General features: G+C 40.5%; 13 protein-coding genes. 11 read left to right on the top strand and 2 right to left on the bottom strand.

The window, feature by feature from the left end:
* Positions 1-13 precede the first annotated feature (13 nt).
* On the top strand, positions 14-967 hold the full coding sequence (locus tag QNO02_RS16420; protein ID WP_289389347.1) for a hypothetical protein: 954 nt from the start codon (positions 14-16) through the stop codon (positions 965-967).
* 91 nt (positions 968-1,058) lie between these two features.
* On the opposite strand, the gene QNO02_RS16425 is transcribed toward QNO02_RS16420, so the two are convergent.
* Complete coding sequence (locus QNO02_RS16425; RefSeq protein WP_353959124.1) at positions 1,059-1,358, bottom strand: AbrB/MazE/SpoVT family DNA-binding domain-containing protein; 300 nt, start codon at positions 1,356-1,358, stop codon at positions 1,059-1,061.
* A 72-nt stretch (positions 1,359-1,430) separates the two neighbouring features.
* Between QNO02_RS16425 and QNO02_RS30300 the strand changes: the two genes are divergently transcribed.
* Positions 1,431-1,586: a 4-hydroxyphenylacetate 3-hydroxylase C-terminal domain-containing protein gene (locus QNO02_RS30300; protein ID WP_353959125.1), complete on the top strand. Its 156-nt coding sequence runs from the start codon at positions 1,431-1,433 to the stop codon at positions 1,584-1,586.
* A gap of 689 nt (positions 1,587-2,275) precedes the next feature.
* The gene (locus QNO02_RS16430; RefSeq protein ID WP_289389349.1) at positions 2,276-2,878 is read left to right on the top strand and encodes a GNAT family protein; all 603 of its coding nucleotides are present in this window, start codon (positions 2,276-2,278) and stop codon (positions 2,876-2,878) included.
* Between the two features lie 923 nt (positions 2,879-3,801).
* Here the strand turns inward: QNO02_RS16430 and QNO02_RS16435 are convergent.
* On the bottom strand, positions 3,802-4,344 hold the full coding sequence (locus QNO02_RS16435) for a TetR/AcrR family transcriptional regulator (RefSeq protein WP_289389350.1): 543 nt from the start codon (positions 4,342-4,344) through the stop codon (positions 3,802-3,804).
* Positions 4,345-4,460: 116 nt separating this feature from the next.
* Here QNO02_RS16435 and QNO02_RS30305 point away from each other — a divergent pair, with 116 nt between their 5' ends.
* The 8 genes from QNO02_RS30305 to QNO02_RS16470 all read left to right on the top strand — a co-directional run bounded on the left by QNO02_RS30305 (position 4,461) and on the right by QNO02_RS16470 (position 13,259).
* Entirely contained in the window at positions 4,461-4,781 is a 321-nt protein-coding gene (locus tag QNO02_RS30305; protein ID WP_353959067.1) for an NAD(P)H-dependent oxidoreductase, read from the top strand.
* A complete protein-coding gene (locus QNO02_RS30310; RefSeq protein WP_353959068.1) occupies positions 4,778-5,038 on the top strand; it encodes a hypothetical protein in 261 nt (86 codons plus the stop codon). Before QNO02_RS30305 ends, QNO02_RS30310 begins: the two co-directional genes overlap by 4 nt.
* A 7-nt stretch (positions 5,039-5,045) precedes the next feature.
* Positions 5,046-6,095, top strand: coding sequence for an LLM class flavin-dependent oxidoreductase (locus QNO02_RS16445; protein ID WP_289389351.1), 1,050 nt, complete (start codon positions 5,046-5,048; stop codon positions 6,093-6,095).
* 353 nt (positions 6,096-6,448) lie between these two features.
* Positions 6,449-7,186: an NADPH-dependent F420 reductase gene (locus tag QNO02_RS16450; protein ID WP_289389352.1), complete on the top strand. Its 738-nt coding sequence runs from the start codon at positions 6,449-6,451 to the stop codon at positions 7,184-7,186.
* 1,250 nt (positions 7,187-8,436) lie between these two features.
* Positions 8,437-9,114, top strand: coding sequence for a hypothetical protein (locus QNO02_RS16455; protein WP_289389353.1), 678 nt, complete (start codon positions 8,437-8,439; stop codon positions 9,112-9,114).
* 904 nt (positions 9,115-10,018) lie between these two features.
* A complete protein-coding gene (locus tag QNO02_RS16460; protein WP_289389354.1) occupies positions 10,019-11,209 on the top strand; it encodes a glycine C-acetyltransferase in 1,191 nt (396 codons plus the stop codon).
* A 37-nt stretch (positions 11,210-11,246) separates the two neighbouring features.
* Complete coding sequence (locus QNO02_RS16465; protein ID WP_289389355.1) at positions 11,247-12,206, top strand: L-threonine 3-dehydrogenase; 960 nt, start codon at positions 11,247-11,249, stop codon at positions 12,204-12,206.
* A gap of 507 nt (positions 12,207-12,713) precedes the next feature.
* Complete coding sequence (locus tag QNO02_RS16470; protein WP_249913629.1) at positions 12,714-13,259, top strand: sugar O-acetyltransferase; 546 nt, start codon at positions 12,714-12,716, stop codon at positions 13,257-13,259.
* Positions 13,260-13,376: the final 117 nt, after the last annotated feature.

Genomic DNA, 13,376 nt, shown 5'->3' on the forward strand with positions numbered 1-13,376 from the left:
TTGGAGGTTCCCTATGGGCGGATTCATTAGCGATATATTTGAGGAAAAAATCGAGGCACACGTGAGCTGCAATGCGAATGGCGATGTGCAACATACTTCAGAATATTTTGATGCACCGCCAGGGTACATCATTATTGGGATTGAATACGAAAAAAGTCATCATGGGGTAGGCACCCATGCCTATCAGTATACCAACCTAGACGATTCGCGAGTGATCCGTTATGAACAGTTCATGCATGCCTTAGACGTCTTTATGGGCGGATTTTCGGAGGATGTCCAAAAAAGCTATGCCTGGGTGTTTAATATCATGCGCGATGCCTTACGCAAGCTCAATTGGGTGAACAAATACCGTATCGACTGTTCGTGTATGACGGGCGGGTTCGGTTCAGGCTCGAACATCACGGCCAAAGCCACGATTCGATTCATGTACGTCGGCCAGGCCGAGACCATTATGTCAGACCTCTGGACTTGGCTGCATCGGTATCCCCAATCGAGAAAGTACAGTTTTTTGGGCCGACAGAATTCCTTGATTTATCATTGCTTATTCCACGTGTTGGTCGCCCCGTCAGGTGCTGAAAATAACCCTATCCTGCTCTTTGCTCATGAACCAAAAGCGGGGCGTACGGCGTCTACGACAAACTATCCCTACCTCGCCCTTAATTTGCCGCGTTTTCCTGAAAAAACGGAGATTTACTTCAAGACGAGACTTTGTACCGAAAGCATCAGCTCCGGCGCAAGACCGGGCAAGATTGCACTTCGAGATATGGCAAACCCCGCTACCCCGCTGGCAGAACAAGATTTCACCTATAGCGATACCAGTCTGACCGAATACAAGCTGTCGATTCCTTCTCTAAAAGTAAAGGGCGGGGCTCAGATCCGCGTAGAGGTTATCTGGTTCGACAACGAACTGGAAAACATCATCATCGACCTGAGCAATACGACGGTTGATTGCCGTTTGCAACTTTGATTCAAAAAGAAGCGATCGCTGATTCAACGATCGCTTCTTTTGAGTTATCCCTCCTTTATCGGTATAGGCATACGAAAGGGGCTGCCTTCCTTCAATCCTTGTGTGATTCTTTATAGTCACTTAATTCTTTAATTAGTTTTTCCAGTCCTTCAGGGCTTAACGTTACTGTTCCATTACCAAATGCAAAGGTGTGATTAGCTTTTGGTAATGGAACAGTAACTAAACAGGGTTCCAGATTGTCGTATTTTTCAATGATGATCCTCTCACCATCACTGAATACTTCAAGCATCTGTTTCTCCCCTAAATGCAGCTCTTTACGAAGCTGCTTCGGAAGAACAAATCTCCCTATCTCATCAAGACTCCGGAACGTATAACTCTTGTTAGACGTAATCTATACACAAGAACAAATGTTATTCTAACCATGCTTGAGAGTTTGAAATCTCTTTGCCTAGACTCGGAAATGATGGCGGAACCGGATTCACAGGGCTATTATGTTCCGGCCCCAAAGCCGCTGATTGCTGCTACGATGCATTACTCCTCTTTTTATCATGAGATGTTGGGAATACTCCATAAGATCAGTTTCAGCAGCCTTGTGATGCTTTCTTCCGAGACAGAATAACCAGCATGATCCATTCGTGAAATTTCTAACTTAATCATATTATAGTGTCCACCTGAATCTTTAAAAGAGATGCAAGTTTATTATTTTAGGGTCCGTGAAAATTAGATGAACAGATTTTTATGATATAATTGTGTTAGCTGTAGACTGGGATCACATTGACAGTTCGGAATGAATATTTCAACAGAAAACACGGTTTCGACTGTCAACTTGATCACGAGAACAAACGAGGTACCATAGTTTGGGTTAACCATGAAGTACAATCTACTCAATTTTAGTTGATAATTTGACCAGTGAGTGGGAGGTGGGTAAATAAGATTAATCGTAAGAGGGCGAAAATTTTTCATAACCGATTGGGCTACTTTTTCACAAATTACTCTTTGCTAGGTAGTTTGGTCTTCACTCTTAGTTTCTTTTTACTAGCAGGTTGTATTCTTTTGATCTTAGTGATCTTCTTTTTGGCGTACAGTAAGCATGAAATTATGAATTTTGAAATGTTAGGCCTAATACTTCAATGGAGAGTCTTGATGCTTTTCATGATGTTACCAGCTTTATTGTATATTATGGATCGATCAGACCAAGGTAGTATGACTAATCTTTAACACACAAGATTAGCCCAAAGTCTGCATCATACTGTATATAACTGAGTTAATTTAAATAGGAAGAGCTACATAATAAAAGGAGGAGTTTCCGTGAGTCATATTACTTTTAATGACAAAAAGGGAAGGCAGATTGAAATTAAAGATAATGATAAAGGATTAATCGCAATACATGATGAGGAAGTCATCGGAGAATTTGATTATGAACATATCAGTTTTGATGATGATTACACTAGTTATGAATTTTATAAATTAAATAGTATGAATATTAAGTCAGATTATCAGAGGGCCGGTATAGGTACTGAAATGTTAAAGCTTGGAGTAAAACTATTTGAAAAAATACAATATCCCGAGGATAACACGGAAAATTATCCTACTATAGAGGGTGCTGCTTTTTTAAATGCTGCCTCTTCCGCAGGAATCATAAGATTAAACAATATACATTCCGATGATGAAGAGAGTGATTCTGAATATTATGACAGTCAGCTCGATTTAGATACGACGCCTGATCACGAAATGTTAACGCGTAACGAAACTGATAGTGGAACTATAGATAAGGATTTGAACTCAATATTATCCGATATTTTTGGAGAAAAGGTAGTTAAAAATGTAACTTCAATTGATGAGTTCATTGGTGAGGATCAGAAGTTGGAAACAACTGATTTAAATGATCCCACAAAATGTGATGATAATTAATTAGTCTAAGATCACGATGTACTTAATTCGGATATAAGGAAGGACATGTGCCTTAAATTTTTTTTGGGGATGATGTATAATTAATCAATAATGTGTCACACTAATATAATCTAACAGAACAATTCATAAAGCTATCACCTAGCTAGGCTAAATGTTGAGGGACAAGAACATATACCCATTGAAGTCGCTATTTTAGCGGCTTTTTTATTTTATCGGTACAAGTTCTTGTCCCGAGCCAAGGACAAGAACTTGTACCGATTGCCGGAATGCACAAGAACTTGATCCGATTGCCGATTAGATAAATACCTAAGTAACAATCGATGTATTTAATACCTCGATAAGCAGCCTAATGCAGGACAGTTTTCACATTTCTAATGGATCAAACGCTCGATAATGAGATAAACAGAGGCTGATATCGGATTAAAAAAGCGAAATATTGGTACTAGAACTAGCCGTTGAGGACAAGAACTTCTACCGATTGCCGAAATGGACAAGAACATAGCCCGATTACCGATTAGATATGTTTCTAATAATAGCTCTCTGCCCACTTATTCATTAAGCTAAAGGGCAGTTTAACAGAACAACTCCTTTATACATAAAACTCACGCATACGCCGGGCTTTATTGGCAGAGACGCTGGCGAAATTTTTGCGGAGGTTGCATGAGTTTCCGGTGCAGGCGGCGCTGAAGTACAGAATTCAGCAAGGTCATCGAAACTTGACGGACATAGCACCGCGCAAAGTGAAATTGGTGGGCTTTCTAGCGAAGGTGGTTGAACACTTTATGGAATTCACTGGACAGGCATGTACGGCACATCTGGATATTATAACTACATATGAGCTAAAACACGGGTGCACCTGAATGATGGTGGATCGCCTATTTAAGCATGAAATCTTTTTTGCTTAGATAGGATTTTTTTATTGATTAAATATTTCTATAAATACTACCCGATAGAATTTTATAAGCTAATTGAGTCAGTTCATCTTGAACTGGCTTTTTTCTATATGTTAAATAAGATTTCGCTAATTGGGCTAATCCCGCAGCCATAAAATCTAATGCCAAACCAGCTTCTTGATCAGATAATATTATAAAACTATCCTTACACGTTTCTGTCTCTTGGAATATTAATATTTTTAATATATCCATTAAATCATTATCTATAAGCAGTGAAACTTCTTTTTCTCGTTCAATGATAAATTCGCTAAATAACTGACAACTTTCCATTAATGTTATCTTTGATGCATGTTTATTCGGCTTTTTCTCACGAGAAGTTAGTTGAAGTTGATGAAGTAATAAATTTTCTTTTGTTTTAAATAAACTATAAAATGTTTGTCTTGAAACGCCAGACTTACAACAAATTTCACTAATAGAAATATCTTTAAATTTTTTTTGTTCTAACAATTGAATGAACGTATCTAATAATAACTGTTGAGATTGTAGAGCAGTTGGGTTATTTCCTTGATACATTGACAAAGCCTCCTTTATGTCTAAGTTAATACTATAACATTGACAATGTAAAGGTTCATAATTAAAGTATCCCCTATAACATCGACATTATCAAGGTGTCATAGGAGGAAAAATAAATGAATAAAATATTATTAGTATCTGGGCATCCAGATTTTGAGAAAGAATCAGTAGCAAATAGAGCCGCATTTGAGACATTAATAAAATTGTTGCCAGAAGCAGAAGTCAATCGATTAGATGTACTGTCTCCAAATTACATTTTTGATGTAGAAAAAGAACAAGCTAAATTAGTAGAAGCAGACGTTATAGTGTTTCAATATCCAATTTTTTGGTACGGCATGCCAGCATTATTACAAAAATGGATTGAAGATGTCTTTTTAAATGGTTTCTCACATGGACCGAAAGGAAAAGCATTAGTTGGGAAAAACTGGTACTATTGATGACTGCGGGAGCTCCTGAATCTTACTATAAAGGGGAGAACGCTGTTTCTGAATCAGATTTATTATTACCGATTAAAGGGATAGTAGAAGCAACTGGTATGGAATTATCAGGGTATGAAATTCTTTACGGCGTGAGTTATGGTACTCGTATCAACGAAGACATTTCTCGTGAATATGCTGAAAAAGCTCGTGAAACAGCAAGAAAGGTAGTAGAGTTGGTAAAAACTTTAGCGAATAATAATGAACAAAATAGATAAAAAGGACATGAATATAATTAAATTTTCTGTTTTAGATTTAGCTTATCTTAGAGAAGGTCAAACTTATAGAGAAGCTTATCAAGATTTAATTAACTTAGCAAAAAAAGCAGAGAGTTATGGATATGAGCGATATTGGATTGCAGAACATCATAATAGCAAAGCAATAGGAAGTAGTGCGACACAACTGTTGATTCAACACACTCTAGCACAAACAGAGAAAATTCGAGTTGGATCAGGTGGCGTTATGCTTCCTAACCATAGTCCCTATTTAGTTGCGGAACAATATGGGACAATTGAAACGCTTTATCCTGGAAGATTAGATTTAGGACTTGGAAGAGCTCCAGGGACTGATATTCATACGGCTAGGGCATTAAGACGGACAACAGATTTGAATCCTGATTTTGAAAAAGAGATCGCTGAATTAGATAGCTATTTTAAAGGGACATCAGTTGTTCAAGCATATCCTGCTTCAGGATTACAAGTTCCAAAATATATTTTAGGTTCAAGTACGGATAGTGCCCATCTAGCAGCTAAATTAGGATTACCATATGCCTTTGCGGCTCATTTTGCGCCAGCTGCAATGGAGGCGTCGATTCGTATTTATCGTGAGGAATTTAAACCATCCAGCGAATTAAAAGAACCTTATGTCATTTTAGCACTGAATGCGATAGTAGCTGACACGGACGAAGAAGCGAAGCGATTAGCAACTTCTCAAACACAAGCTGTTTTAGGTCTAGTTACAAATGAGCAAAAGGGGATTTTACCACCTAAAAATGAAGAAGACGTATGGAAAGACTATATTACGGCTACTAAAGTGCCTCATTTTGGACCAATTGCTTTTGAAATAGAAGGTATTGTAAACAGAGAACGTGAAGCTGTAGAGAGAATGACGGGATTGTCATTAATTGGTAGTCAAGACACTGTATCTAGACAATTAAAAGAGTTAAGAGAACGAGTAAAAATTGATGAAATTATGGTAAATAGTTTTATATACTATCAAGAGGCACAAATGCATTCTTTTAAGCTATTAGCTGATGTGATAAAAGAACAATTTTAGAAGTAAGAATGAGATGAGTTCAGTCAATTCTTACTAATTCATTAGATAAGAAATTTAAATACCAATTTGTCTGATTTCCCTGGATTCCAATAAAAGGTCCTGTAAGGCGCTATTCGCCACCGAAACAAACCCAGTAAAGAGAATGGCCATCCCAACGTTAAGGTGGGCTTTAACGCAGCTTGCAGGACGCGGGGAGGTTGAGGCTAACGTCTATCCGCATCGCTTTAGACACACCTTTGCATACCAATTACTTGTTAACGGAGCGCCATACTTCAGTCTCTATTTGGTAAAGGTGAGAAAGCATTAGTTTAGCAATACAAAAACAATACAAAGATTCGGAGGATTAAAATATTATGAAAATTGGATTTATTGGCGTAGGTCAAGTGGGGCAGACATTAGGCCCACTATTCAACAAACTTGGTCACGAAGTTGCTGTTTCGAGTTCCCGCAGTCCTGAAGCCTTGGCAGAGACAGCCACGCAAATAGGTGCACAGGCTATGCATGTAAATGATGTTATGGCTTGGGGGGACATTATTATCCTCGCAACCCCAATGAATGTTGTCCCTTCATTTGCTACGGATAAACTGAAAGGCAAGATTCTCATTGACACCAACAATTATGCTCTCATACGGGATGGGGATATTCAAGAAATTTTAGACGGGAAACCAACCACGCAGTGGGTGTCTGAACATTTTCCAGGAGCGCGTACAGTAAAGGCATTCAACAACATTATGATGAGTGAATTTGACGAATACGCTCGTCCAAAAGGTGCTGAAAAACGGTTTGCACTTCCGGTGTGTAGTGACGATCATGAAGCGAAGGTTTTAATTATGAACTTGGTTGAGGAATTTGGTTATGACGCTTATGATGCAGGCTCAATTGCTGAAAGCTGGAGACAACAGAGCTTCCAGCCTGCCTACTGTATTTTTTCAAAGCTACCAGAATTAAAACAATTACTTGCTGAAGCTGAAGTACCTATCCCACCACAAGTGATAATAAAAAGCCTCGAAGAAGCAATGCCTATCTTTGAGAAACATAAAAGGGAAGCGCAGCAGAAGGCTGATGCGATGGCTTTGTCCCGAAAAGCATAAAACGAATACAGAAACAGGAGTCGTGCTTCTTGTTGAGATAGCATTTAATTGAAATAGTGAGTGAGAGAGTGGATTTCTGCCACTGTGTAAACAGGTTCATCACTCGAACTTAATTATTGATATAGACCTGCTCAAATGTTAATAACGTTCTGGACTAGGTGCAGGGTGCAGAACGTTATTAACCAAAAAAACGTGAGGGATATCTTCTATAATTTCTTAGCATTAATGCATTAGCTAACGAAAAACGATAGCTTAATATACAAAGAAGCAGCTAGATCAATGATCTACTGCTTCTATTTAGCTAACAGGCGGGTTAGTGTGGTATTGGTTGATCATCATTATCGAGTTGTAGTAAACATGCCATGGTAGGGAAGCACATTTTTACGCTTATTTGTCATGTTGACGTGCGCTGTACTTGATCCTGCAGTTACAGCGTTTTTATTTATTTGAAAGGAGATCAGTATTTTGAAAAGAATCGATGTAGCATATGCGGTAATCACTGATCAAAACTGATCAAACAAACACTATAATAGTTCAAAATAGAGATAGAGGCCGTTGGACACTTCCTGGAGGAGCTGTTGAGGAACTTTGAAAGTCTCTATTTAAGCGGATTTTTATTTTATCGGTACAAGTTCTCTTAGCAAGCAGTCGCGATTGATTGATGTCGGGGGACAAGAACATAGTCCTATTGGAGTCGCTAATTTAGCGACTTTTTTTGTTATCGGTACAAGTTCGTGTCCCGAGCCAAGGACAAGAACTTGTACCGATTGCCGAAATGGACAAGAACATAGTCCAATTACCGATTAGGTAAATATCTAACTAAAGTTTACAACTATTTCATTAAGCTAACGGGCAGGTTAGCTTAATAGGAACGTCCTGGGTGTGTGAGCTGCACCGTTGGGCACTATGTATGAAGTTGCGCGGATCTCGTCCGGATTGAAGAGAGCAGCGGCGTGCCGGTCGCCTGGGCTTCAGCTGTTCTGTGAAAATAAATTGTTAGACTGAAAAATAAAGTATTAGACCGTGTAAATAAAGTTGTAGACTGGCAGCCGGCATTAGCCAACGGGCAGGATAACGGAACCAATAGATGGACTTATTGTTCTCATATGATACAATATGTCCCAGAAATATCTTCGTGGGTTAATGAAAAGCGCAGATGAACTAATAAGAGACCAGCACAAAAAAGTGGTAGTTTTATGGATATGCAATAGTCGCCGAATGGAACTTGGTATTAAAAGGAGGCAGGACACATGCTAGAAGAACAGGAAATATTCGCGGGCGAAGGATATAACAGGTCGTACGCAATTGCTACGGATATGCCGATTTTGAATCTTAGGGGTAGCATACCGCGTGAAGGTAACGGCCAACTACCGTTTCCGTGGGTGACAACGGGCATCAGGATTGATAAAGAACAGATGTTGGAAACCGTTATGAAGCAAAAGATACTCGAGTATTTGTTTAATATGCAATTCAGTAAGGAGGAGATGACCGACCGCAATTTGGTTGTAGGCTGTTATGAATACAGGAATCCGAATGACAAGGAACAAATATTGCTATATGCGCTGGTTTCGTTGAAGGAATTTCTCGCGAGATACGGCGATGAACGGGCATCGGAGATTCTGATGCGAGTTGGCTGCACATACGAGAAGATTATGGAGGAATGCGATGAAGCCATTGAAGAACACTTTGCAGTGTTGCGCCGGTCACTTCATTTAAAGAATTTGAGAGACAAATATGATGTCGTTTACGAGTGGAGTGAAGAGGAAGGGGTAAAGACGTACATAATCAGATACACCAAATCGAGTTATACCAAGATTAAAGCTAAATCATTCGAAGAGTTGACCAAACTCTATGATGAGCAACGGAAGAAGGATGCAAAGAAGACGTTCGCGATTCTGGAACCGTTAGAAGCATTTATGCAAGCTTAAGAAAACCGCCCCTTTACGGGGCGGTTATTCAACATTTCATCGAAAGAAGATTCGAGGAATATCCAGCGATAGAGAGGATTCTCGATAGTCGCATCGGAAATTGCTGACCCGTACGCCAGATATGGTCGAATGGGGACTGATGGAAGACGTTGATCCAGCCGATTATTTCGGCAAAACCATAGAGGTAGAACGATTTAAGGCGATTAGAAGCCTAGCGATTCAGGGAGAAATTCTGAACTGATTCAGTCATAAAAAACTGCACCTCCAATTGGTAGTTGTGTCTAACAATTGGGGTGCAGTTCATGTCGGGAGTGGTTTTTTTGTTTGTATAATGATGTATTTACTTAGCATTTGAATGAATTCATCACGGTGAAAGGTGTCACAAGTCATTAAGCTAACGGGAACGATAGCTTAATAAAAAAACAAGGAATCAGTTTTTCTGTGGAACCTGTAATTGGGACCGGATATCAGCTGATAAGTTTTTTATTTTTTGGTAGGGAACTTGTCGAGGGACAAGAACATTCCCATTGAAGTCGCTATTTTAGCGGCTTTTTAATTTTATCGGTACAAGTTCGTGTCCCGAGCCGAAGACAAGAACTTGTACCGATTACCGTATTGGACAAGAACCTGTTCCTATTACCGATTAGTCGTGTATCTAATCGGCATGGTATCGCAAACTACCGAGCAGCAAAAGATATAAGCAAAGATTAGTAGCGATTGCTTCCGAGAATGGGGGAAGCAATCGCTATGTTTTTTTTGCGGATATTTTTTTGTCCGCCACATGTGTACAGAAAACAAAAATGATGATACATTGAAATTAGTTTATTTCCTTTTATAACAGGGTTTTTTTGAAGAATACTATGTCTCCTGTACGAGGACATACGTATATCGAGGAGGGAATGGAATGTCAAGTCAAGCATTGGACCAATTTTTAAGTTCGAACATCGAAGATCTAAAGACTAAAGGTCTATATAACGTCATCGATACGCTGCAGGGTGCAAATGGTCCTGTTATTAGTATCGACGGAAAGTCCCTAATCAATTTGTCTTCCAATAACTATTTGGGACTGGCAACAGATTACCGCCTGATTGATGCTTCAGTTAAGGCGTCGCAGACATACGGGGCAGGCGCAGGGGCTGTGAGAACAATTAATGGTACGATGGATCTTCATATTGAGCTTGAAGAAAAACTGGCCCGTTTCAAAAAAACGGAAGCCGTTATCGTGTATCAATCGGGATTTAACTGCAATATGGCTGCTATATCCGCGGTAATGGACCAGCATGATGCGATTTTATCAGATGAGCTGAACCACGCTTCGATTATTGATGGCTGCCGCCTGTCGAGAGCCAAGGTGATTCGCTTTAAGCATTCGGATATGAATGATTTAAGACAGCAGGCGAAAGATGCCAAGGAATCCGGTCAGTACCATAAAATTATGGTCATCACCGACGGGGTTTTCTCCATGGATGGTGATATAGCAAAGCTGCCTGAAATCGTGAAAATAGCAGAAGAATTCGATCTGATTACTTATGTGGATGATGCCCACGGTTCGGGCGTTCTCGGAGCAGGTGCAGGAACCGTGAAGCATTTTGGATTGTCCGACCGCATTGACTTTCAAATTGGTACTCTTTCCAAGGCGATTGGCGTTGTCGGCGGTTATGTGGCGGGTAAAAAACAACTGATCGAATGGTTGAAGCTGAGAAGCCGTCCGTTTCTGTTCTCGACATCGCTACCTCCGGCTGCAATCGCTTCTTGCAGCGCTTCTGTCGACATTTTGATGAATGACAAAGAGCTGATCGAGAAGCTGTGGGAGAACGGCAATGATTTGAAAAATGGCTTGAGCCGGCTTGGATATGATGTAGGCCAAAGCGAAACGCCGATCACACCTTGTATCATTGGCGATGAAGTAACCACCCAACAGTTCAGCAAACGGCTTTATGAAGAAGGCGTTTACGCCAAGGCAATCCTGTTTCCGACGGTTCCGAAAGGAACCGGAAGAATACGCAACATGCCGACAGCTGCCCATACCAAGGAGATGCTCGACCAGGTGATCTCCGTTTATGAGAAAGTTGGCAAGGAAATGAAGCTGATTTAGCTGCATTCGCGGGAGTACATTTCGGGAGGAATGTCTTATGTACAAGATTTTGGTGACCGGAGCACTGGGCCAAATCGGTTCTGAGTTAGTTGTTAAATTACGTGAAATTTATGGTGCGGATCACGTCGTTGCTACGGATCTCAGGTCATCAGCCCACGAAATTACCCGATCCGGGCCATTCGAGCTGCTGGACGTGACGAATGATAAGGCGATGTTCGAAATCGCCAAGCGGTACGAAGTTGATACCGTCATCCATTTGGCTGCGCTGCTGTCGGCTACCGCAGAGGAGAAACCGCTGCTTGCCTGGAATTTGAATATGGGCGGATTGATGAATGCACTTGAAATATCCAGGGAGCTCGGCTGCCAATTTTTCACTCCAAGCTCCATTGGATCTTTTGGTCCTTTGACTCCGAAAGACAATACCCCTCAGGATACGATCCAGAGGCCCAATACGATGTACGGCGTGAACAAAGTGTCCGGCGAACTGCTTTGTGATTATTATTTTCACAAATATGGCCTGGATACTAGGGGGCTGCGATTCCCGGGTTTGATATCTTATATGACGCCTCCCGGCGGAGGAACGACGGATTACGCCGTGGAAATTTATTACGCAGCCGTGACGACTGGCCGGTATACATCTTATATCGCCAAGGACTCAAACATGGACATGATGTATATGCCGGATGCCCTGAACGCTATCATCGATTTGATGGAAGCGGATTCTTCCCGGTTGATACACCGAAATTCATTTAATGTCACCGCAATGAGCGTGGATCCGGAGGCGATCGCTGCAGCGATTCGGGATGAGCTTCCCGGCTTTATCCTCGATTATGACATTGATCCGAAGAGACAGGCGATTGCCGATAGCTGGCCGCATTCCATTGATGCGACAGCAGCGAAAACAGAATGGGGATTTCATGCTCGCTACGACCTGAAGGCCATGACGAAGGATATGCTTTCACAGCTGAGCGAGAGACAAATGCTTCGCAAGGCTTAAAGTTATTATGAATTCGATCGAAAAAAAAGCAATTCGGATTAAATCCGAATTGCTTTTTTACTGCAAGAAAGGGGAAATTATAAAAAAACTGAGAGAGAGCGGCAGCAATGGTGGTGGGATGTCGAGGGACAAGAACATTGTTCCATCCAAAGTCGCTATTTTAGCGGTTTTTTTTGTTTTAAGGAACCAAGTTCTTGTCCCGAGATGAGGACAAGAACATTGTGTCATTTCGGATTAGCTAGTTATCTAAAAAGTTCTAAGTGGAACTATTGTGGCGGGATAAAAGCATATGAATATAAGACTTCACTTGAATAACGATTTTTTGTTTCAGGAACTAGGTTTTTTCGACCAAAGGCAAAGAACTAGTTCATTGTTGAAAAGGTTAAGAATATGGTACCAATATTGATAAAATTCTTTATCGGTTTCATTAAGCTAACGGGCAGGTTAGTTTCAACTTAGGTACTGGCTAGTATATAATTAGTAAAACCATGTTGCCTGGAGGAAAAAATGAAAGAAGATAAAGAAAAGGTCTATTATGAACGAGGAACGGTTGAACTACGAGAGAAAAGCATACGGGCCCAAAAGCTTGTGAAGGCTTATAATGACTGCGATCCGGAAGATGGACAAGAGAAAGAACGATTGATTCGAGAACTATTTGGCAGCGTATGTGAAGGTTTTAGCATTGATCATAATTTTCATTGTGATTTGGGTTATAACATTCATGTTGGTCGTAACTTCTATGCCGGGTACAATTGCACCATATTGGATATGGCGGAGGTTCATATCGGTGATGATTGCATGATCGCACCTAATGTCGGCATTTACACGGCAGGTCATAATGTCAACCCCAAGGACCGAAATAAATCTGGTTACGGTATTCCTATAACGATAGGAAATAATGTTTGGATTGGAGGGCACTGTGCAGTTCTTCCAGGTGTTTCAATAGGTAATAATTCCATTGTGGCTGCTGGTTCAGTTGTAACAAAAGATGTGCCAGCAAACACGATAGTCGCGGGTAATCCAGCCAAGGTGATCAAGCAAATTACAGAATGATAAAGGGCTTTACAGATTCGATTAAACTAACGGGAGATATTAGCTTAATCAACATGATCAACTGCGGTTTACAACTAACGGATGACAATAGGGATCGTTGCAGAAATGCTAACGATC

Source organism: Paenibacillus sp. PK1-4R, from assembly GCF_030369595.1.
Taxonomy (GTDB): domain Bacteria; phylum Bacillota; class Bacilli; order Paenibacillales; family Paenibacillaceae; genus Paenibacillus.